We start from the raw sequence: 20180 nt of genomic DNA on the forward strand, positions 1-20180 counted from the left end.
TTCCACCTCTTTTCAGTTCACTATTATGGCGTTGCCCGCTGTCGACGCCGCGCGTTTCCCGCTATGATGAGCAGCTATTCTAAGGAGAACGCATGGTCTGGATAATGCTGGCAACGCTTGCCGTGGTGTTTGTGGTTGGGTTTCGCGTCCTGACCTCGGATTCTCGCCGCGCCATCAAACGCTTAAGCGAGCGGCTGGGGATCACCCCGATGCCGGTCGAGTCGATGATCGACCAGTTTGGCAAATCGTCCGGCAATGAGTTTATCCGCTACCTTGAGCGCCCGGACGAGGCGCATCTGCAAAACGCCGTCCAGGTGCTGCTCATCTGGCAGGTTTGCATTGTCGACGGCAGCGAAGAGAACCTGCACACCTGGCACCGCCTGCTGCGTAAAGCCCGCATGGCTTCGCCGATCACCGACGCGCAAATCCGCCTCGCGCTCGGCTTTATGCGCGAAATAGAGCCGGACCCGCAGGAGCTTAACGCCTTCCAGCTGCGCTACAACCAGCTTTTCCTGCCAGAAGAGGGCGTGTTTTACCTGCACTGATATCACGAAACGTGATGAAGAGTATAAGGCATTGTCATTAGATTTATACCACTCACGGGCGCACCATCACCTCATCCACTAGCTGATGAGGTGAACTATGAAACAATCCGCCATTATCTGGCCGAACGACTATCTGCCGGGCACTACCGATAACTTTGCATCCAACGAAATCATCGTCGCGGGGATCGGCGCGAAAGAGGTCTGGGCACAGCTCAACGACACTACCCTGTGGCCAACCTACTACAGCAACGCTCAGGATATCCGCTTCCTCGACGGCAGCGGCCCGGAGCTGAGCGCAAACGCCCGCTTCCGCTTCACCACCTTCGGCTTCCCGGTTGAGGCGCTGGTGACGGAGTACGTCCCGCCCGTTGAGGGAGAAGCGGCGCGCATTGCGTGGCACGGCTGGGTGGAAGGGGATGCGAACGCGCGGCTGGACGTGATCCACGCCTGGCTGTTTGAAGACCTGCCGGGAAACCGAGTGCGCATTCTGACCCAGGAGTCCCAAAAGGGCGTTCCGGCGCAGGAATTAGCGCGCGCCGTGCCGAACCCGATGATTAACGGGCATCAGGAGTGGATCGTGGGTTTAGCGAATGCGGCTCGTAAAGTGAACGGAATAACCACCACAGCCGTATGTTCCCCCTCACCCCAGCCCTCTCCCTGAATGGAGAGGGAGTATTCTGTGCCAGCCTGTAGTTCGTGGGGATACCCCTCCCCGTGAGAGAGGGCACGACACTACAACAAAAAACTGCAAAAGTTGTCGAAACGTTAAATTGGTCACACTTTTGATGATAAACTGCGCGACTTTTCCGCACGTTTATATCTTCAGGTGACGCCATGACAGAACACATTCACTCCGCTTCCCACATTAGCGAGGTCTCACGCCCCAACTGGTCGGCGGTTTTCTCCGTGGCGTTTTGCGTTGCCTGCCTGATCACCGTAGAGTTTCTGCCGGTGAGCCTGCTGACGCCGATGGCGCAGGATCTGGGTATTTCCGAAGGCGTGGCGGGGCAGTCCGTTACCGTCACCGCCTTTGTGGCGATGTTCGCCAGCCTGTTTATCACCCAGGCGATCGGCGCTATCGACCGCCGCAAAGTGGTGATTCTGTTCAGCGTGCTGCTGACCGCCTCCTGCCTGCTGGTGTCGTTTGCTAACAGCTTTACCCTGCTGCTGCTCGGGCGCGCCTGTCTGGGATTAGGGCTCGGCGGCTTTTGGGCGATGTCGGCTTCGCTGACCATGCGCCTGGTGCCCGCGCGCACGGTGCCAAAAGCGCTCTCCGTTATCTTCGGCGCGGTCTCTATCGCGCTGGTGATCGCCGCGCCGCTGGGCAGCTTCCTCGGCGGGATTATCGGCTGGCGCAACGTGTTTAACGCGGCGGCGGTGATGGGCGTGCTCTGCATCATTTGGGTGTGGAAAGCGCTCCCGTCCCTGCCGGGCGAAGCGGCGCATCACAAGCAGAACATGTTCAGCCTGCTCAAGCGCCCGGGCGTGCTGGCGGGGATGACCGCCATCTTCCTGGCGTTCGCCGGGCAGTTTGCCTTCTTTACCTACATCCGCCCGGTCTTTATGACCATGGCAGGTTTTGACGTCGACGGCCTGACGCTGGTGCTGTTGAGCTTCGGCATCGCCAGCTTTGTCGGCACCTCGCTGTCGTCCCAGTTCCTGAAACGCTCCCTGAAGGTGGCGCTGGCGGGCGCGCCGCTGGTGCTGGCGATGAGCGCAGCGGTGCTGGTGCTGTGGGGAAGCGACAAGTGGGTTGCGTCTGCCGTTGCGATCGTCTGGGGCTTCGCCTTTGCGCTGGTGCCGGTGGGCTGGTCAACGTGGATCACCCGCTCGCTGGCCGATCAGGCGGAAAAGGCCGGGTCGATTCAGGTGGCGGTTATCCAGCTGGCAAACACCTGCGGCGCGGCGGTGGGCGGCGTTGCGCTGGACCATTTAGGGCTGACGTCGCCGCTGGTGATTTCCGGCACGCTGATGCTGCTGACCGCGCTGCTGGTGGCGGGAAAGGTTAAAGCTAAGTAGTCAATTTTCCCCCCTCACCCTAACCCTCTCCCCAAAGGGGAGAGGGGACTGCTCGGTGCTGTCTTTTCACCCTCGCCCCTTTGGGGAGAGGGCCTGGGTGAGGGGTGATTAGGCTAAGCCGATGCCTTCACCCGCCTTCTCGAATCCATCGAAATCAACACCACCGACGAGACGATCAGCAGCGTGCCCAGCCAGTCCGGCAGGGTGAACGCCACGCCCAGCAGGATCACCGACAGCAATGCGCTGCTCAGCGGCTCGGCGCAGCTCAGGATGCTCGCCTTCGGGCCGCCGATCATCTGCGCGCCCTTCAGGTACAGGCTAAACGTCAGCGCCGTGCCGATCACCACCAGATAGAAAAACGCCAGCAGCAGGCTGCCGTCAATCGCGAACGTGGTCCCGCGTCCGGCGTAGAACGGCGTCAGCACCAGTCCCGCAATCAGCATGCTCCAGCCGACGATCGGCAGCGTGCCGTAGCGGGCGATCAGCGTCGAGGGGTAGGTGGTGTAAAACGCGGCGGCGAACGCCGAGGCGATGCCGAAGAACAGCGCGGCAGGCGAGATGGAAAGCGACGTGGGGTCGCCGTGCGTCACCAGCAGGAAGGTGCCGATAAGCGAGGTCATGATCGCTGCCAGCACAAACGCGCCGGGGCGCGTTTTCCGCGCCAGCGCAAACCACGCGACAATGATGGTCGGCGACAGGAACTGCAGCACGGTGGCCGTCGCGGCGTTGGACTTTTCAATCGTCAGCAGGAAGGTGAGCTGCACGGTAAGCGCGCCGACCAGCGAGAAAAACAGCAGGCTGATAGCGTCCCTGCGATTTTTGATGACCGAGAAAATTTTGTCGCCGTGAACGAAGGAGAGCGTCAGCAGGATCACGCCGGTAAACAGCAGGCGGATCATGGTCAGATAGGGCGAAGAAATGTGGCTTTTCTCCATGATGTACTGCGCGCAAACCCCTGAACTTCCCCACAGAACGGCGGCTATCAGGACGTTAAGCATTCCTTTACGTGTGGAACCCATGTTCTCCCCTGCGATGTTGGTTTTTTTCTAGCATAACACGGGAGCGCGCGCCGCGGCCCACCGGAAACTGGAGTAGGCGGCGAAATCGGGCTATGCAATAGTGGAACGCACAAACGATAAGGAGAATCCTATGCACCTGAATATTACCGATAACGTCACCCCGCAGGAGAAAGACGAGCTGCTAACGGGGCTGCGCGCCTACAACGCGAAGTTTCTGGATCTGGCGACCTTTAGCGGCGACGTGGGCGTTTACGTGCGGGACGAGCAGGGGAAGATGCTCGGCGGGTTAATCGGCGTGCGCAAGGGCGACTGGCTAAACATCGATTTTCTCTGGGTCAGCGACAGCGTGCGCGGCACCGGCGTCGGCAGCCGGATAATCAACGCCGCAGAAGAGGAAGCCAGGCGCAAAGGGTGCAGGCACGCGCTGGTGGATACCGCGAGCTTCCAGGCGCGCCCGTTCTATGAAAAGCAGGGCTACCGGCTGCAGATGTCGCTGCAGGACTACCCGTATCAGGGGATGCAGCGGCACTATCTGACGAAGGCGCTTTAAGGCATATAACCTATCCTTCTTATTGATTCCTTTTCGATTTTTAGCCAGCCGCCGCGTTGTGGATATAGTCATTGAAACAACTTTCAAAGGGATACCTCAGTGAAACGTCAATTCAGCGCATTACTCCTCGCTGGCCTGCTGCTGGCAGGCTGCGACCAGGGCAGCAAAGACGCCAAACACATTAAGGTCGGCGTGATTAACGGCGCGGAGCAGGACGTGGCGGAAGTCGCGAAAAAGGTGGCGAAGGAGAAGTATGGCCTGGACGTGGAGCTGGTGGGCTTTAGCGGCTCGCTGCTGCCGAACGACGCCACCAACAGCGGCGAGCTGGATGCCAACGTCTTCCAGCACCGTCCGTTCCTCGCGGAAGACAACAAGGCGCACGGCTATAAGCTGGTCTCGGTGGGGAACACGTTCGTCTTCCCGATGGCAGGCTATTCCCGCAAGGTGAAATCGGTGTCTGACCTGAAGGATGGCGCAACCGTCGCCATCCCAAACGATCCGACCAACCTTGGCCGCGCGCTGCTGCTGTTGCAAAAAGAGAAGCTGATTACCCTCAGGCCGGACGTGGGGCTGCTGCCGACCGCGCTGGATATCACCGCGAACCCTAAAAACCTGAAGATTATGGAGCTGGAAGGCGCGCAGCTGCCGCGCGTGCTGGACGACCCGAAGGTCGACGTTGCGATCATCAGCACCACCTATCTCCAGCAAACCGGACTGTCGCCGGTGCACGATAGCGTGTTTATCGAAGACAAAAACTCGCCCTACGTGAACATTATCGTGACGCGCGAAGACAACAAAGATGCCGAAAACGTGAAGGAATTTATCCAGTCCTATCAGTCGCCTGAGGTGGCGAAAGCGGCGGAAACCCTCTTTAACGGCGGTGCGGTGCCGGGCTGGTAGACCGCTAGCCCAGCCGCGCCATCCGCGTTTCGCCCTCGTCCATCGACAGCTGGTAGAGCGAAAACGAGCGGTGCTTTTCAATTAAGTTCGCCAGCTCCGGCGAGTGGCTGGTGAGCCAGATCTGCGTATAGCGGCTGGCCTCGGCGATCAGGCTTGCCAGCGCGGGCAGCATCTGCGGGTGCAGGCTGTTTTCCGGTTCGTTGAGCGCGATAAAGGCGGGCGGGCGCGGGCTGAGCAGCGCGACCGCCAGGCACAGAAAGCGCAGCGTGCCGTCCGAAAACTCCGCCGGCTCCAGCGGTCGGCCCAGGCCCTCGCGCTGCATCATCATCCGAAAGCGTCCGCCCGAGTTGTCGCTGTAAAACATGCAGCCGGGGAAGGCCTGGTCGAGGATGCGCATCAGCAGCATCTCGTCGCCGATCTCCACGATGGTCTGAAACGCCGCCGCCAGGTTGGCGCCGTCGCTTGCCAGCACCGGGGAGCGGAAGCCCACCTGCGGCGCGCGGATGGCGGAACCCGACGACACGGAGAACTCGTGGTAGAAGCGCCAGTTGCGCAGCGATTCGCGCATCTGCGAAACCTCCGGGTAGAGATGCGGCTCGCCGAGCTGCCCAAACACCGATTCGTTCTCATACAGCGTGCCGCTGTGCGTCACTTTTTCATGGTGGATGTTGTTCAGAAATACGGTCTGGTTTTTGCGCTGCATCAGGCGCGCAGAGGGGCGGCGGTGTTGGCCGCTGAGCCAGATGCTCTCCTCTTTAATCACCGGATCGAGCTGAAACTGCGAGGGATAGGGCAGCCTTTCAACAAACCCCACCTGCAGTTCGTATTCGTACGTTTCCGTCTCCACCGCCAGGTTCACGCGCCGCAGCTGGTCGGTTCGCGTTTTGCCCGCCCAGAACACCTTTAAAATCCCGCCGTCGTTCGCCAGCGCCTGCGAAAACTGCCCCTGCGCCGCGCTGTGCATCAGGTATATCGCCTTGTAAATATTGGATTTACCCGTGCCGTTCGGCCCGAAGACGATATTCAGCTGTTCAAGATCCAAAGACATCCGGCGAATGGAGCGATAGTTTTCAATGTGCAGCGTTTTGATCATCTGGCGGGCCCGGTGAAGAATAAAAGACCTGTATATAATGCCAGTATTTTTAAGCGGAATGCAAAAAAAAGACGACAGTGAGGTGTCGTCTAACACGGGGTACTGCTTTGGGCCTCTTATAAAGAAAGGGCCTTCGGTTTACTGCTTAGGTTACGGCCAGACGGAGTCCTAAATCATTGGGATAGGGGTCGAAGTAGTTTTGCGTCAGAAGATAACGGTCCGGGTACTCCGCCAGATAGTGCTTCAGCAGGGTGAGCGGCGCGAGGATCGGCAGCAGCCCGTCGCGGTAGTGCAGAATGACGTCGCGCAGCTCGCCGCGCTGGCGGCTGTTCAGGCGCGGGCGGAAATAGCCCTGAATATGCATCAGCACGTTGGTGTGGTTTTTCCGCGAGGCCGGTTTTTTCAGGATCGTCATCAGCTTTTCGCGATAGGCGACGAAGAAGGCGTCCAGATCTTCCCACTCGTGCAGCGAGGCCACAAACGGGCCGATCTCGCGATAGCCTGCCTGGTGGTGCGCCAAAAGCTGGAGCTTGTAGCGGCTGTGGAAGTCCAGCAGCGCGCGGCGCGTTAGCCCATTGGCGCGCAGGGTGTTCAGCTCGTGGAGGGCGAAGACGCGCTCGATGAAGTTTTCGCGCAGCACCGGATCGTGCAGGCGACCATCCTCCTCGACGGGCAGCCACGGCCAGGTTTTAAGGAGGGCGGCGGTGAACAGCCCGACGCCCTCCTTGCGGCCCCGGTTGCCGTTTTCGTCGTACAGGCGCACGCGCTCCATCCCGCAGCTTGGGGATTTCGCGCAGACGATAAATCCGGCGAGATCGCCGATTTTCGGCAGGTAATCGGCGGCGAAATCCGCCATTTTCTGCGTGACGTCCTCGTGCGGCGGCTTGCTGAAGCGCATCTGCGCTTCCCCGTCGGACATCATCACCAGGCGCAGCGCCGGGCGCGGCGTCGGCAGGCCAATTGCCATTTCCGGGCACACCGGCCTGAAGTTTACCCACTGGGCCAGCTCATCCATGACAAAGCCCATGCGCTTATGCCCGCCGTCGAATCGCACGGCGGAGCCGGTCAAACATCCGCTAATACCCAGCACAGGTTTAGTTGTCATGGTGTGTACCTCCCGTTTCTCTACTTTAAAACTTACACAACATGACTGATTTGTCCAAGTATTGACGGCGCTATTTTTTTTTATTTAATAATATCAGCGGGTTCAGCTGCCCTTATACGTTGAGTAACCGTACTGGCTCAGCAGCAGCGGGATGTGCAGCTTTTCATTTGTGGCCGTAACGGTGAACAGCACCGGCACTTCCGGGAAGAAGGAGCCCTGCTTCTGGGCCTTGAAGTATTCGCTGGTTTTGAACGTCACCTTATACACGCCGGGCTGCATGTCCTGGTCTTCCGGATAAAGTGATTTGATGCGGCCATCGCGATCGGTTTTGCCGCTGGCAACCTGAGTCCATTTATCCTGCTGCTGTTTTTCCAGCATCACGGTGACGTCCTGCCCCGGCAGGCCGGTCTGCTGGTTAAGAACGTGCACGCTCAGGGTGCCGGTCGGGGCGCTGAATGCGGCAGGGGCGAAGGCCATCGCGGCCAGAAGCAGCAGGGGAGAAGTCTTTTTCATCGCGTTTTCCTTTTGAGTGAGAAGTCACAGGAAAACGTTAGCACTCGCGTCGCGATAAAAACTTCAATTTTTCGTGATAACTCTCAACGACGTAAGGCGTTAGAGAATAATCACGTCGATGGCGATAAAAGCCTGCCACTGCTCGAGCTGCTTTTTGCGCGCGGCGTTGAGCTTGCCGCTGGTGACCAGCAGCCAGCGGCGATCGGGGAAAATTTCCGGTGCCAGCGCGGCGGGAGGTACGGGCAGCACGTCGATGCGGTGTCCCTGACCGGTGCGCGTCAGCGCCTCGAGCCAGACTTCACACGGATCGCTCAGGTGCCAGCCGCACAGGAGAAGGTTATCGCCCGGCGCTTTTTTGTCGCCCTCAAGGCAAAACGAGGTGTAGGCGACGATGATGCCGTCGAGGATTTCGCGCAGGGTCATCACGGCGGGCACGTTGGCCGACACCTGGCCGCGCAGCGGGCGCAGCACGTGGATGACCAGTTCCGGCCTGGGGTATTCGCGGCCCGCGTCGTAAATCATCTGGCGCAGGGCGTCGATTTTTCCCGCCTTGAGGCGGTCGAGCATGGTTTCCTGAAGCGTCTGCCAGTTGTTGGTGCGCCGCGGCTCCGGGCGTTCCATCAGGGATTTTACCTGGCCGATCGGGACGCCTTTTTTTACCCAGTCGAGGATTTTCAGCGCCTGCTGGACATCGTCCTCACTGTACTGGCGGTGGCCGCCGTCCGTGCGCTCCGGCTTAAGCAGGCCGTAGCGGCGCTGCCAGGCGCGAAGCGTGGTGGCGGTGATGCCGCTGAGTCTTGCAAATTCGCCGATGGAGTAAGCCATGTCTGCGCCCGTGAGGAGGAATAATCTCAATATACTACGAATTCTTGCCGCCCGAATGAAGCCTCTGCCGGGTGCACTACACTAAAAAACCAAACGACAGTGAAAGGAGCTCTCATGAAACTATGGCCTGTTGTGACCGGGGTCGCTATTGCGCTGACGCTGGTTGCCTGTAAATCCCCGACGCCGCCGAAAGGCGTGCAGCCCATCACCGGCTTTGATGCCAGCCGCTATCTGGGCAAATGGTATGAAGTTGCCCGTCTGGAAAACCGCTTCGAGCGCGGGCTGGAGCAGGTCACCGCCACCTACGGCAAGCGCAGCGACGGGGGCATTAGTGTGCTAAACCGCGGCTTCGATCCGAAGAAAAATAAGTGGAGCGAGAGCGAGGGGAAAGCCTACTTTACCGGCGAGCCAACCACCGCCGCGCTGAAGGTGTCATTCTTCGGGCCGTTCTACGGCGGCTATAACGTCATCAAGCTGGACGACAAATACCAGTACGCGCTGGTAAGCGGCCCGAACCGCGACTACCTGTGGATCCTGTCGCGTACGCCAACCATTCCGGACGCGGTGAAGCAGGACTACCTGAACACCGCGCGCGGGCTGGGCTTCCGCGTCGATCAGCTGGTGTGGGTAAAGCAGTAGCGCGCTAGCTGCACATGTCGCTAAACGGTCCGCGCGGGCAGGGACGCAGGATGACGTGGACCTTATCCTCCTTCAGCGTATACATACCGCCGAAGAACGGATCGACGATCAGCCAGCCCGGCACGCCCAGGAAGATCACGTTCCCCATGGTGTACCAGTGGCTAAAGCGGTACGTCAGCGGCGTGCTGGCGGAGTAATAGCCCGGCTGCCTGAGCGTGAGCGAGTACTCGCGCTTGCCGAAATAGCTGCCGTCGGATTTCTTCAGCGTGACGGTTTGCGGCGTGACGCCGGTGGCGGTGATGGCGCCGGTGCGGTCGATAACCGCAAACGGGACGTTGTCCGGCGTGCTGCTGATGGTGACGGTTTCTTCATTGCTGCCGACGATGGCGGCGCAGCCGGTCAGCATCCATGCGGTTAACAGCAGTAGGGTAAGTTTTTTCATCGGGGCGCTCCGTGTCGATATCGATTAAGAGCGACACGGAGGGGATGAAAGTTAAGTGCGAGGCTGCGGAGAAGTGGTTGATTTATCGCGGCAAGCCGAAGATGATCCCCGCATGAAAATTGAAATCGCAGTGCCTGAACAGTTTGAACGTCTCGTCGCGATCTGGGAATCCGCCGTTCGTGCGACTCACCATTTCCTGCAGGAAAGCGATATTGCGGCGCTGCGCCCGCCGTTGCTCAACGCCTATTTGCCCAACCTCAGGGTTGTAATCGCCCGCGATGGGGCGGGAAACATTCACGGCTTTTTAGGCGTGGATGAAAACCGGATTGAGATGCTGTTTGTTGATGACGCCAGTCGGGGAAAAGGCGTGGGGAAATGCCTGCTGAACAACGCGGTTGAGCAGTGCGGTGCGAACGAGGTGGACGTCAATGAGCAAAACCCGCAGGGCGTCGCGTTTTATCGCCATATGGGGTTTGCGCAGGTTGGGCGCTCCGAGCTGGACGGGCAGGGGAATGCGTTTCCGTTGTTGCATATGAAGCTCCGGGATTAGCGCTTAGCCTGCTTATCCCATTTTACTAAGCCGATGATATCTTTCTCACCTTCGGCTTCTTTCAGCAGGCGCTGCTTTTTTTCAAACTCAATGTATTCTGAGCATGCCTTTTCATCAGCCGCTTTCTTGCTGATTTTACCAGCCCCTTCTAAAACGTCCCGATCGTTAAATTGCAGGAACTGATCGAGTTTGGTTTGCCAGTCTCGTAAAAATACCTGCTTGCGGCGTTTGGCCTGATCTTCGGCAAAATCGAGCCACATATTCACGACGCGATTAAGCTCGCTGACTTCATCCTGAGAAAGATAGTTTTTTGCGGTGGTAACATCGCTTTTATGAACTTCTTCACCTTTGTAGCTCGTCAGCCCCATGTGCGGTTGGCTGGCATCTGCGCGGTGGTGAATCAACTCCGCAGCGGTGTAGCCCGTGCAGGCAAAATGCAGTTTATTCTGGATGGTCTGGAAGAATTGTGTGGTTTCTTTGAGCGATGGCTGATAGTCGGCGGCGAGTGCAAAAATCTCCCTCACGCGGAGATAGACCCGGCGTTCGCTGGCCCTTATATCGCGAATGCGTTCCAGCATTTCATCAAAATAGTCGGGAACGGCGGACGATCCGACAGGCGGATTTTTTAGGCGTTCGTCGTCCATAACGAAGCCTTTGACAAGATATTCCCGTAGCGTTTGGGTGGCCCACTGGCGGAACTGGACGCCGCGAGGCGAGCGGACACGGTAGCCGACGGCAAGTATTGCTTCAAGATTGTAGTGCTCGATCTCTCTGGAAACCTGACGTTTTCCTTCCTGGCGAACTATCCGGAATTTCCGGAAAGTTGAGTGTTGATCGATTTCGCCATCGGAAATTATATTCATAAGATGCTCGTTAATGGTGCGAACATCTTTACCGTACAGTTCGGCCATTGCTGCTTGAGATAACCAGAGGGTGTCTGATTCGAAGCGACATTCGACACGCACTCTTCCGTCGCCGCTGGCAAACATAATAAATTCCCATGCCGGAGATTGGATTACGCCTTTATCTGCCATGTCGCCTCCACATCCTCTACGTTTAACGCTTTAAGGGTGTAGTATGCCAGAAACAACCGCTAAGCTAGGTGGTTTGTATTTGATTTTGCGAGGCGCTTTCCAAGATGCTGAGTTTGGATCGCTATAAGCGCGTCCTCAATCTCAATGAGTTTGGCTTTCGTCCGTTTGTAATCGTCCTGCAATCCCCTGCCAGCACCAGCACTGGCGTGCCCTGAGGCCGGTCATGCACCTGCATTAAAAGCGCCCCTTAAGCTGGCAGGCGTGGCGGGGAGAGCATTGCGCGCAAGGTACATGAATTAAGCTCGAAATTCCCATAATTGGTGGTTGAAATGTAGTTAAGGATTATCTTAATTTATTGGATTGTGTAACAAAGTGTTGACTAGAATCTTGAGGATAGTATATGCGTGAGACGGTTTCCCTATATGGTAAAGGAGAGTTCACCCAAGGCTCGGTATTTTCTGGTCTTGAAACATCTGCTGGTAATCCATGTATGGGTATAATAATTACTGCAAGATGTGATCTTGAACACAGGAAACTTAATAAAATTGTTTGCTTACCTGTTTATAGATTTCTCGACTGGATGACTCTATATGGTGATGATGATATTATCGAAAAATCAAAATCTGATGTAATACAACAGCTCGATGCCCTTCTTGTTAAATATGGTCTAAGTTACGAATCCTTCAGGGTGTTCAAGTCTGATGAGGTTATAAGGATTTTAACCGAAAAGAAAATAAAAAAAACAGAGCAAGATAAAATTGAACAGTTTTCTAGCTTCTTAGAAAATAAAAAAATAAAGTGTGGCGTTAAATCTGTTCTTGAGAATGAAAAGAAATATCTAGAATCTTTATTCAATCACTCGAAAGCAAATGTCTATTTCATCGAAGGGCTTATGGGAGATACATCTGAAGCCTATATAATTGATTTAGGTGAGCCAATTACTTTATCCATGCAAGTTATTGTGGATATAGATAAAATATTATACTTTCAAAAATATAATAGAAGTAAGAACACGCTCTATAAGAATTTGCATATTAAAGAGTCTGAAGAAGCTAAATTTTTTTCAACACTAAATTCACCGTATACGGAACGTTTGCTTCAAAGGTTTTCGCAATTTTATAGCAGAATCGGTACTGAAGATATTAATTCTGATACACTCTCGATTATAAAGGATGTTTATGAAAAGCGTTGATTATTTAGGGATGACTGAAGATGCAGTGAAAGCTATTATATCTAATAGGGAACTGCAAAGTTACGATTTTGAGCGCGCACAAGATTTAGTTTCAATTTTTTTAGGTGAAGGAAATAAAGAATCTGCTGAAAATCTTGGTTTAGAAATGGTGGAGTCCAAGAATGGTTATGTTCTTGTTACTTCAGAAGAAAAGTTTTCATCTGAAAAAAATACGCTAACAATAGATCTTGAATGTTTGGATTTTAGTATTGTAAATCACAGTTTAATTGTGGCAGCCGTTCAAAAAACACTACGTTTTTGTGTGAAATATTGGGGCAACTTAAACTTCAATAATAATGAATACATCCCACCAAGTTCAAGTAAAGCAATTGTTTTTCCTTTCCCAATGAACTCCGGAGCACCTTATCGAATTACACTAGAGCGACAACCTAGCGAAAAAAGAATGTCACGAAGATTTCCTGGGAAACATTTGCTCGCCTATAGATTTGGTACAAATGGAGGCGATGGAACAAAAGAAGAATATCCTTCAACTAATTTTAATAAATCTATTGAGATATTGTTCTCCCATGAGTCATATCAAAAGAATAAAAATGAAGAAATACATCTTCAGGCATCTTTTATAACTGCAGATTTAACTGAGGAGAAGATCGACACCTCTAGTATTTTAGGATTTTCAGATCCCTTCAAAAAACTATCATCAAAACAGCTTACATTTATAAAGACTGTATATAATGAACCCGCTAGAATTGAGGGGCCTGCAGGGTCTGGTAAAACAATATGTATGGTGCTTAAAATACTTTATTGGTTAAATGAAGTTAATAGACAAGGGAAGAAAGTTAAGTTTCTGTTTATTGCTCCGAGTACGGAGATGGTAAATAATGTCCATTATTTTTTTGAAGTTTTAAGTGGCAGTGTTGAAGATTATGATGAGAATCTTTTAGACCAAGTTGAGATAAAAACCTTACAAGATGTATGTACTGAGTTTTTAAAACAGGATATACATGAGACTGAATTGTTGGATGAAGATACTTTTGAATCTAAAAACATCCAGCTACTACATCTTGTAGAATTAGTATCAGACGAGAAAAGTACTTTAGAAGAAAAGAAAGGTTTTATAAGTCCTGAGCTTTATAAGTTTATTTGCGATGAAGATGAGTTTCACATAGCTGACATGCTTAGGCATGAGATAAGTGTGGTTATCAAAGGTCGCTCCGATGAAAACCTCGACAGCTACAAAGATGTTAAACGTCCTTCCTATGGCTTACCTATCCAAAATAATAATGATAGAAGCTTTATATTCGATGTTTTTAACAAGTATTCAGAGATATTAAATAATCTTTCCCAGTTTGATGTTGATGATGTGGCTATTTCAGCCCTTTCGAAACTGGATTCACCTATTTGGCGTAGGCGGCGTAAAAACGATGGGTTTGATGCAATTTTTATTGACGAAGTTCATCTGTTTAACATGAATGAATTGTCACTTGTACATTATTTAACGAAGGATAGTAGTTTGTCTCCTATATCTTATGCTATTGATTTAGCACAAGCGCTTGGAGATATAGCTTGGAATGATGTTGATTTTAATAATTCGGTAGGAATAAAGAACGAAACTGAAGAAGTAAAACTTAATGCTGTATTTAGATCCTCTCCTCTAATTACTGATTTGGCCTTCTCAATTACTTCACATGGTGCTAATATATTTACCAATTTTGATAATCCTATATCTGAAGCTCCATATATATATATAGCGACCAATTTGATGACGAACATCCTAAGTACTATTTGATTGACTCCTCATCAAATATATATAGTAAGGCTTTTGAACTTGCAGATACTATAAGAGATAAACTTGGTGCCAGAAAACATCAGGTAGCAATAATATTTTTCGATAGATTTACCTACAGTGAAGGTGTTTCATACGTTAACGATAATAAAAAAAGGATTATTGAAATTACGAAGCGTGGAGATTTATCATCAGTAAACCTTGCTGATAAAGGAAGCCTTTATATTCTTACGATGGCTGACTTTGTTGGTGGCTTAGAATTTGATGCTGTCATATTAGTTGGTGTGGATAAAGGACGAATTCCTGATATTGCTAAAGCAACATCAACCGCAACAAAAATGTATCAAAACTATATCGCACACAATAGAATGTATGTTTCAGTTACTAGGGCGAGGAAAGTTGTGAATATTATAGGTGAAGCAACTCGTGGAGAGAGTGAAGTTTTAGAACATGCTATAAAAACTTCTAAGATTGAAGTTATCAAATAGAACTATGGGGCTGATTTTTAATCAGCCCCATAGTTTGGATAAAGTAAATCAGCATACCATTGCATCATTTCTCTGCGTTGCGATATATATAAGGCATGGTTGTATGTACCACGAATGTGATTTTTATCAGCATGTGCCAACTGCATTTCAATACAAGCAGTATCAAAGCCGTTTTCGTGTAAAACTGTAGACATAGTATGCCTGAATCCATGGCCTGTAGCGCGCCCTTTATCTCCCAATAACTCAATTACTTGAGTTACACTCTCTTTTGAAATAGGCTTTTTACGATTATTTCTACCTATGAAAATAAATGGATAGCAATTTGTAATAGGCTTAAGTTGTTTGAAAAGATCAATTGCCTGAGTAGAAAGAGGCACAATATGTTGCCTACGCATTTTCATTCTTTATGCCGGTATTTCCCATACATCTTTTTCTAAATCAACTTCATCCCAAGTCGCAAAACGCATTTCCTGAGTTCTTACACCTGTTAGCATAATTATTTTTGTTGCATTTTAAGTTATGATGCTACCTGTGTACGCTTCTAAATCGCGAATAAAATCTTGTAATTCTTCGGCAAATAAATACGGGTGATGTTTTTTTGGGGAACGAACAGAGCTACAGCCAGATCGGGGGCTGGGTTATACTCTGCACGACCAGTTATGATTGCGTAGCGAAACACTTCAACGCATCGCTGGCGTACTTTACGTGTTTTTTCCAGTGCTCCACGTTTTTCAATGCGTCGCAGCACTTCAAGCAACACTATTGGCTTAATCTCACCTATTGGTCGTTTACCAATGAAAGGGAAAACATCCTGCTCAAATGTTTTGATGATTTCCTCTCGATAAGCAACCGTCCAACGATCGGCTCTAGTGGAATGCCACTCACGGCTTACTGATTCGAAAGAGTTTTCTGTTGATAGCTTTTGAGCGAGTTTGAATGCTTTGCGTTCCTCTACCGGGTCAATGCCATTAGCAACTTGCTTACGGGCGGTGTCACGCTTCTCACGGGCTTCTGCAAGGCTTACCAAATCGTAGCTACCAAATGACATTAACCGCGCTTTCCCGGCAAAGCGGAAACGGAAACGCCAGCCTTTCGAGCCGTCGGGATTGATAAGCAATGACAGGCCTTGCCATCGTTCAATGTAAATGGCTTGTTTCATGGCTTTGCTCGTTTAATTTGTATATCTGTTAGTGCCATGTGTATAAGCCAAAAATATATATAAAAAATCTATACACATAACTATAGATATTTTCATGGATTCAGGGAGAAGTTGTCGGATGGTTACGGATGAGTGATTTTCTATGTATATTGAAAATAAAGGATTTTAGACCTTTTCAAATGGTGGCGGAGCAACTTTGGCGGAAGATCACAGGAGTCGAACCTGCCCGGGAACGCTGGCGTCCCCAACTGGATTTGAAGTCCAGCCACCTCACCGGAGATGACGATCTTCCGCGCCTCGATTGCTACATGGAGGCGGGGCGCATTATAGCTACTTTCAGGCATTTACCACATACCCCGGCACGCTTTTTTCACGTCTCTTTTGACCTTGACCCACCTGTTTCAGTTAATTCCTAAGAAAATCCTCAGGTTAGCTTTTGATGCCAGCCCACCTTTACCGCGATCACAAAAAACAAGAAACGTAATTTAATAACCATAAAACGCAATACCCGCTCGTGAAACAATGGTTTAAAAACACAGTCACCGGTCTCAGCGCCTCCTACAGCGTGAAGGATATATAAAATATGAGCGAAGTACTGTCCGTTAAAGAGAAGATTGGCTATGGCATGGGCGATGCCGCTAGCCACATCATTTTTGATAACGTCATGTTGTACATGATGTTTTTCTACACCGATATCTTCGGTATTCCCGCCGGATTCGTCGGCACCATGTTTCTGCTGGCGCGCGCGCTGGATGCGATCTCCGACCCGTGCATGGGCCTGATTGCCGACCGCACCCGCAGCCGCTGGGGCAAGTTCCGCCCGTGGATACTGTTCGGCGCGATTCCGTTCGGTATCGTCTGCGTGCTGGCGTATACCACGCCTGACCTCAGCCATAACGGCAAGCTGATTTACGCCGCCGTCACCTACACCCTGCTGACCCTGCTCTATACCGTGGTCAACATCCCTTACTGCGCGCTGGGCGGCGTCATCACCAACGACCCGACGCAGCGCATCTCCCTTCAGTCCTGGCGCTTCGTGCTGGCGACGGCGGGCGGCATGCTCTCGACGGTGCTGATGATGCCGCTGGTCAAGCTGATTGGCGGGGAAGACAAAGCCTTCGGCTTCCAGGGCGGCATTGCCGTGCTGTCGGTCATCGCGTTCCTGATGCTGGCGTTCTGCTTCTTCACCACCAAAGAGCGCATTCAGGTGCCGCCTGCTACCACCTCCATGCGCGAAGACCTGCGCGACATCTGGCAAAACGACCAGTGGTGCATCGTCGGCGTGCTCACCATCCTCAACATCCTCGCCGTCTGCGTGCGTGGCGGCGCGATGATGTACTACTGCACCTGGATCATGGGCTCGCCGGAAGTGTTCGTCGCGTTCCTCACCACCTACTGCGTCGGCAACCTGATCGGCTCCGCGCTGGCGAAACCGCTCACCGACTGGAAGTGCAAGGTGAGCATCTTCTGGTGGACCAACGCCGCGCTGGCGGTGGTGAGCGTCGCGATGTTCTTCGTGCCGATGCATGCCACCGTGGTGATGTTCGCCTTCATCTTCGTGATTGGCGTGCTGCACCAGCTGGTGACGCCCATCCAGTGGGTGATGATGTCCGATACCGTCGACTACGGCGAATGGACCAACGGCAAACGCCTCACCGGCATCAGCTTCGCGGGCACGCTGTTCGTGCTGAAGCTCGGGCTGGCGCTGGGCGGCGCGATGATCGGCTGGATGCTGGCGGGCGGCGGCTACGACGCCGCGGCTAAAACCCAGAACAGCGCCACCATCAGCATTATTGTCGGCCTGTTTACCCTGGCCCCGGCGGTCTGCTACGTGCTGAGCGCCATCATCGCCAAGCGCTACTACACGCTGAAAACGCCGTTCCTGGTGAAGATCATGCGCGAGCTGGCGCAGGGCGCGCGCCGCAACCAGCAGGAATTTGACCCGCTGCCGGGCAGCAAAGAATTACAGAACTAAGAGGACGAAAGTATGAAAATCAGTGACGGAAACTGGCTCATTCAACCGGGCCTGAACGTGACGTACCCGGTGCAGGTGTTCGACGTGGAGCAGCAGGGCAATGACCTCGTGGTCTACGTCGCCCCGCGCGACGTGCGCGAGCGCACCTGGCAGCTCGACACATTGATGTTCACGGTTCGTCTGTTTGCCCCGCAGGAGGGGATTGTCGGGGTGCGCATCGAGCACTTCCAGGGCGCGCTGGACAACGGCCCGCACTACCCGCTGAACGTGCTGAAAGACGTGAAGGTCGAGATTGAAAACAACGACGAGTTTGCCGAGCTGAAAAGCGGCAGCGTCAGCGTGCGCGTCACGAAGGGCGAGTTCTGGGCGCTGGACTTCCTGCGCAACGGCCAGCGCATCACCGGCAGCCAGCTGAAAAACAACGGCTACGTGCAGGACGGCAACAGCGATCGCAACTATATGTTCGAGCGCCTCGATTTGGGCGTGGGGGAAACGGTCTACGGCCTGGGCGAGCGCTTCACCGCGCTGGTGCGCAACGGCCAGACGGTCGAAACCTGGAACCGCGACGGCGGCACCAGCACCGAGCAGTCCTACAAAAATATCCCGTTCTACCTCACCAACCGCGGCTACGGCGTGCTGGTGAATCATCCGGAAAACGTCTCGTTTGAGGTGGGTTCCGAAAAGGTCTCCAAGGTGCAGTTCAGCGTGGAGGGCGAGTACCTCGAGTATTTTGTGATCGACGGCCCGACGCCGAAAGAGGTGCTTAACCGCTATACGCAGTTCACCGGCCGTCCGGCGCTGCCGCCCGCATGGTCGTTCGGCCTGTGGCTCACCACCTCGTTCACCACCAACTACGACGAAGCGACGGTAAACAGCTTTATCGACGGCATGGCCGAGCGCGACCTGCCGCTGCACGTCTTCCACTTCGACTGCTTCTGGATGAAGGCCTTCCAGTGGTGCGACTTCGAGTGGGACCCGGTGACCTTCCCGGATCCGGAAGGGATGATCCGCCGCCTGAAGGAGAAAGGGCTCAAGGTCTGCGTGTGGATCAACCCGTACATCGGCCAGAAGTCGCCGATATTCAAGGAGCTAAAAGAGAAAGGCTACCTGCTCAAGCGCCCGGACGGTTCCCTGTGGCAGTGGGACAAATGGCAGCCGGGGCTGGCGATTTACGATTTCACCAACCCGGACGCGTGCCGGTGGTACGCCGATAAGCTCAAGGGTCTGGTCGACATCGGCGTCGACTGCTTTAAAACCGACTTCGGCGAGCGTATCCCGACCGACGTTCAGTGGTTCGACGGCTCCGATCCGCAGAAAATGCATAACCATTATGCCTACATCTACAACGAACTGGTGTGGAACGTGCTGAAAGAGACGGTGGGCGAAGAAGAAGCCGTGCTGTTTGCCCGCTCCGCCTCCGTCGGCGCGCAGCAGTTCCCGGTGCACTGGGGCGGCGACTGCTACGCCAACTACGAATCGATGGCGGAAAGCCTGCGCGGCGGGCTGTCGATCGGCCTGTCCGGCTTTGGCTTCTGGAGCCACGACATCGGCGGGTTCGAGAACACCGCTCCGGCGCACGTCTATAAACGCTGGTGCGCGTTCGGGCTGCTCTCCAGCCACAGCCGCCTGCACGGCAGCAAATCCTACCGCGTGCCGTGGGCGTACGACGACGAGTCCTGCGACGTGGTGCGCCACTTCACCCAGTTGAAGTGCCGGATGATGCCGTACCTGTATCGTCAGGCGGCGCTGGCCCGCGAGTGCGGCACGCCGATGCTGCGCGCGATGATGCTCGAGTTCCCGGACGATCCGGCGTGCGACTATCTCGACCGCCAGTACATGCTCGGGGATGCGGTGATGGTCGCGCCGGTGTTTTCGGAAGCGGGCGACGTGCAGTTCTACCTGCCGGAAGGCCGCTGGACGCACCTGTGGCACAACGACGAGATCCAGGGCAGCCGCTGGCATAAACAGCATCACGACTTCCGAAGCCTGCCGGTCTACGTGCGCGACAACACCCTGCTGGCGCTCGGTAGTAACGATCGGAAGCCGGACTATGCGTGGCACGAGGGCACGGCGTTCCAGCTGTTTAGCCTTCACGACGGCGCGACGGCGGTCAGCGAAGTGCCTGCGGCCGACGGCTCCGTCATCTTTACCCTGACGGCTACCCGCCGCGGCGATACGGTGACGATCAGGGGCGAGGGCGACGCGCGAAGCTGGTCGATTTGCTTACGCAACGTGCAGAAGGTCGCGGGCGTGCAGGGCGGATCGCAGGCGGGAAGCGAATGGGGCGTGGTCGTGAACGCCGAGGGCAACGAGGTGGTTGTTCAGCTCTAATGCCCAACAGGCGCTCCC

19 protein-coding genes, 1 tRNA gene and 1 pseudogene are annotated in these 20180 nt (G+C 53.8%); 12 read left to right on the forward strand and 9 right to left on the reverse strand.

Annotated features, from left to right (window positions below):
* Nucleotides 1–92 precede the first annotated feature (92 nt).
* From AB8804_RS19860 to nepI, 3 genes are all read left to right on the forward strand, one after another.
* Nucleotides 93–545: a DUF1198 domain-containing protein gene (locus tag AB8804_RS19860; RefSeq protein ID WP_371189619.1), complete on the forward strand. Its 453-nt coding sequence runs from the start codon at nt 93–95 to the stop codon at nt 543–545.
* A 97-nt stretch (nt 546–642) separates the two neighbouring features.
* Nucleotides 643–1206 (forward strand): SRPBCC domain-containing protein, encoded by a 564-nt coding sequence (locus tag AB8804_RS19865; RefSeq protein ID WP_371189622.1) that lies wholly within the window; start codon nt 643–645, stop codon nt 1204–1206.
* A gap of 173 nt (nt 1207–1379) precedes the next feature.
* The gene (nepI, locus tag AB8804_RS19870; RefSeq protein ID WP_371189625.1) at nt 1380–2564 is read left to right on the forward strand and encodes a purine ribonucleoside efflux pump NepI; all 1185 of its coding nucleotides are present in this window, start codon (nt 1380–1382) and stop codon (nt 2562–2564) included.
* 113 nt (nt 2565–2677) lie between these two features.
* Here nepI and AB8804_RS19875 read toward each other — a convergent pair whose 3' ends face one another.
* Nucleotides 2678–3583 (reverse strand): EamA family transporter, encoded by a 906-nt coding sequence (locus tag AB8804_RS19875; RefSeq protein WP_371189629.1) that lies wholly within the window; start codon nt 3581–3583, stop codon nt 2678–2680.
* A gap of 130 nt (nt 3584–3713) precedes the next feature.
* Between AB8804_RS19875 and AB8804_RS19880 the strand changes: the two genes are divergently transcribed.
* The gene (locus AB8804_RS19880) at nt 3714–4133 is read left to right on the forward strand and encodes a GNAT family N-acetyltransferase (protein ID WP_371189633.1); all 420 of its coding nucleotides are present in this window, start codon (nt 3714–3716) and stop codon (nt 4131–4133) included.
* A gap of 99 nt (nt 4134–4232) precedes the next feature.
* The gene (gene nlpA, locus AB8804_RS19885) at nt 4233–5033 is read left to right on the forward strand and encodes a lipoprotein NlpA (protein ID WP_371189637.1); all 801 of its coding nucleotides are present in this window, start codon (nt 4233–4235) and stop codon (nt 5031–5033) included.
* 4 nt (nt 5034–5037) lie between these two features.
* Here nlpA and AB8804_RS19890 read toward each other — a convergent pair whose 3' ends face one another.
* From AB8804_RS19890 to AB8804_RS19905, 4 genes are all read right to left on the reverse strand, one after another.
* On the reverse strand, nt 5038–6126 hold the full coding sequence (locus tag AB8804_RS19890) for an AAA family ATPase (protein ID WP_371189641.1): 1089 nt from the start codon (nt 6124–6126) through the stop codon (nt 5038–5040).
* 145 nt (nt 6127–6271) lie between these two features.
* The gene (locus tag AB8804_RS19895; RefSeq protein ID WP_371189644.1) at nt 6272–7231 is read right to left on the reverse strand and encodes a YbgA family protein; all 960 of its coding nucleotides are present in this window, start codon (nt 7229–7231) and stop codon (nt 6272–6274) included.
* Nucleotides 7232–7333: 102 nt separating this feature from the next.
* Complete coding sequence (gene uraH / locus AB8804_RS19900) at nt 7334–7744, reverse strand: hydroxyisourate hydrolase (protein ID WP_371189648.1); 411 nt, start codon at nt 7742–7744, stop codon at nt 7334–7336.
* A gap of 99 nt (nt 7745–7843) precedes the next feature.
* The gene (locus AB8804_RS19905) at nt 7844–8569 is read right to left on the reverse strand and encodes a MerR family transcriptional regulator (RefSeq protein ID WP_371189651.1); all 726 of its coding nucleotides are present in this window, start codon (nt 8567–8569) and stop codon (nt 7844–7846) included.
* A gap of 114 nt (nt 8570–8683) precedes the next feature.
* On the opposite strand from AB8804_RS19905, the gene AB8804_RS19910 reads away from it, so the two are divergent.
* Complete coding sequence (locus AB8804_RS19910) at nt 8684–9208, forward strand: lipocalin family protein (protein WP_371189655.1); 525 nt, start codon at nt 8684–8686, stop codon at nt 9206–9208.
* A gap of 4 nt (nt 9209–9212) precedes the next feature.
* On the opposite strand, the gene AB8804_RS19915 is transcribed toward AB8804_RS19910, so the two are convergent.
* Nucleotides 9213–9650 carry a hypothetical protein gene (locus tag AB8804_RS19915; RefSeq protein WP_371189659.1) on the reverse strand — a complete coding sequence of 146 codons (438 nt, stop codon included), beginning with the start codon at nt 9648–9650 and terminating at the stop codon, nt 9213–9215.
* A 112-nt stretch (nt 9651–9762) separates the two neighbouring features.
* Between AB8804_RS19915 and AB8804_RS19920 the strand changes: the two genes are divergently transcribed.
* Nucleotides 9763–10200 carry a GNAT family N-acetyltransferase gene (locus tag AB8804_RS19920; RefSeq protein WP_371189662.1) on the forward strand — a complete coding sequence of 146 codons (438 nt, stop codon included), beginning with the start codon at nt 9763–9765 and terminating at the stop codon, nt 10198–10200.
* On the opposite strand, the gene AB8804_RS19925 is transcribed toward AB8804_RS19920, so the two are convergent.
* The gene (locus AB8804_RS19925; protein ID WP_371189666.1) at nt 10197–11234 is read right to left on the reverse strand and encodes a virulence RhuM family protein; all 1038 of its coding nucleotides are present in this window, start codon (nt 11232–11234) and stop codon (nt 10197–10199) included. The genes AB8804_RS19920 and AB8804_RS19925 overlap by 4 nt on opposite strands.
* Nucleotides 11235–11634: 400 nt before the next feature.
* Between AB8804_RS19925 and AB8804_RS19930 the strand changes: the two genes are divergently transcribed.
* The 3 genes from AB8804_RS19930 to AB8804_RS19940 are packed head-to-tail and all read left to right on the forward strand — an operon-like array spanning nt 11635 to nt 14697.
* Nucleotides 11635–12426: a hypothetical protein gene (locus AB8804_RS19930; RefSeq protein ID WP_371189669.1), complete on the forward strand. Its 792-nt coding sequence runs from the start codon at nt 11635–11637 to the stop codon at nt 12424–12426.
* Nucleotides 12413–14212, forward strand: coding sequence for a UvrD-helicase domain-containing protein (locus AB8804_RS19935; RefSeq protein WP_371189673.1), 1800 nt, complete (start codon nt 12413–12415; stop codon nt 14210–14212). Before AB8804_RS19930 ends, AB8804_RS19935 begins: the two co-directional genes overlap by 14 nt.
* Complete coding sequence (locus tag AB8804_RS19940; RefSeq protein WP_371189675.1) at nt 14209–14697, forward strand: 3'-5' exonuclease; 489 nt, start codon at nt 14209–14211, stop codon at nt 14695–14697. The genes AB8804_RS19935 and AB8804_RS19940 overlap by 4 nt, the downstream gene beginning before the upstream one ends.
* A gap of 17 nt (nt 14698–14714) precedes the next feature.
* Here the strand turns inward: AB8804_RS19940 and AB8804_RS19945 are convergent.
* Together AB8804_RS19945 and AB8804_RS19950 are read right to left on the reverse strand one after the other, a co-directional pair.
* Nucleotides 14715–15837, reverse strand: a pseudogene (locus AB8804_RS19945) (tyrosine-type recombinase/integrase).
* A 216-nt stretch (nt 15838–16053) separates the two neighbouring features.
* Nucleotides 16054–16148 (reverse strand) — tRNA-Sec (locus tag AB8804_RS19950).
* A 291-nt stretch (nt 16149–16439) separates the two neighbouring features.
* On the opposite strand from AB8804_RS19950, the gene AB8804_RS19955 reads away from it, so the two are divergent.
* Together AB8804_RS19955 and yicI are read left to right on the forward strand one after the other, a co-directional pair.
* Complete coding sequence (locus AB8804_RS19955; protein WP_371189677.1) at nt 16440–17831, forward strand: glycoside-pentoside-hexuronide family transporter; 1392 nt, start codon at nt 16440–16442, stop codon at nt 17829–17831.
* Nucleotides 17832–17843: 12 nt separating this feature from the next.
* Nucleotides 17844–20162, forward strand: coding sequence for an alpha-xylosidase (gene yicI / locus AB8804_RS19960; RefSeq protein ID WP_371189679.1), 2319 nt, complete (start codon nt 17844–17846; stop codon nt 20160–20162).
* Nucleotides 20163–20180: the final 18 nt, after the last annotated feature.

The sequence above is a fragment of the Enterobacter sp. KBR-315C3_2022 genome, from assembly GCF_041399425.1.
GTDB lineage: Bacteria > Pseudomonadota > Gammaproteobacteria > Enterobacterales > Enterobacteriaceae > Enterobacter.

Bases quoted from the DNA above. Each gene is read 5' to 3' on its own strand.
- AB8804_RS19860 (WP_371189619.1), top strand. From the start codon at position 93: ATGGTCTGGATAATGCTGGCAACGCTTGCCGTGGTGTTTGTGGTTGGG.
- AB8804_RS19865 (WP_371189622.1), top strand. From the start codon at position 643: ATGAAACAATCCGCCATTATCTGGCCGAACGACTATCTGCCGGGCACT.
- nepI (WP_371189625.1), top strand. From the start codon at position 1,380: ATGACAGAACACATTCACTCCGCTTCCCACATTAGCGAGGTCTCACGC.
- AB8804_RS19875 (WP_371189629.1), bottom strand. From the start codon at position 3,583: ATGGGTTCCACACGTAAAGGAATGCTTAACGTCCTGATAGCCGCCGTT.
- AB8804_RS19880 (WP_371189633.1), top strand. From the start codon at position 3,714: ATGCACCTGAATATTACCGATAACGTCACCCCGCAGGAGAAAGACGAG.
- AB8804_RS19890 (WP_371189641.1), bottom strand. From the start codon at position 6,126: ATGATCAAAACGCTGCACATTGAAAACTATCGCTCCATTCGCCGGATG.
- AB8804_RS19895 (WP_371189644.1), bottom strand. From the start codon at position 7,231: ATGACAACTAAACCTGTGCTGGGTATTAGCGGATGTTTGACCGGCTCC.
- uraH (WP_371189648.1), bottom strand. From the start codon at position 7,744: ATGAAAAAGACTTCTCCCCTGCTGCTTCTGGCCGCGATGGCCTTCGCC.
- AB8804_RS19905 (WP_371189651.1), bottom strand. From the start codon at position 8,569: ATGGCTTACTCCATCGGCGAATTTGCAAGACTCAGCGGCATCACCGCC.
- AB8804_RS19910 (WP_371189655.1), top strand. From the start codon at position 8,684: ATGAAACTATGGCCTGTTGTGACCGGGGTCGCTATTGCGCTGACGCTG.
- AB8804_RS19915 (WP_371189659.1), bottom strand. From the start codon at position 9,650: ATGAAAAAACTTACCCTACTGCTGTTAACCGCATGGATGCTGACCGGC.
- AB8804_RS19920 (WP_371189662.1), top strand. From the start codon at position 9,763: ATGAAAATTGAAATCGCAGTGCCTGAACAGTTTGAACGTCTCGTCGCG.
- AB8804_RS19925 (WP_371189666.1), bottom strand. From the start codon at position 11,234: ATGGCAGATAAAGGCGTAATCCAATCTCCGGCATGGGAATTTATTATG.
- AB8804_RS19930 (WP_371189669.1), top strand. From the start codon at position 11,635: ATGCGTGAGACGGTTTCCCTATATGGTAAAGGAGAGTTCACCCAAGGC.
- AB8804_RS19935 (WP_371189673.1), top strand. From the start codon at position 12,413: ATGAAAAGCGTTGATTATTTAGGGATGACTGAAGATGCAGTGAAAGCT.
- AB8804_RS19955 (WP_371189677.1), top strand. From the start codon at position 16,440: ATGAGCGAAGTACTGTCCGTTAAAGAGAAGATTGGCTATGGCATGGGC.
- yicI (WP_371189679.1), top strand. From the start codon at position 17,844: ATGAAAATCAGTGACGGAAACTGGCTCATTCAACCGGGCCTGAACGTG.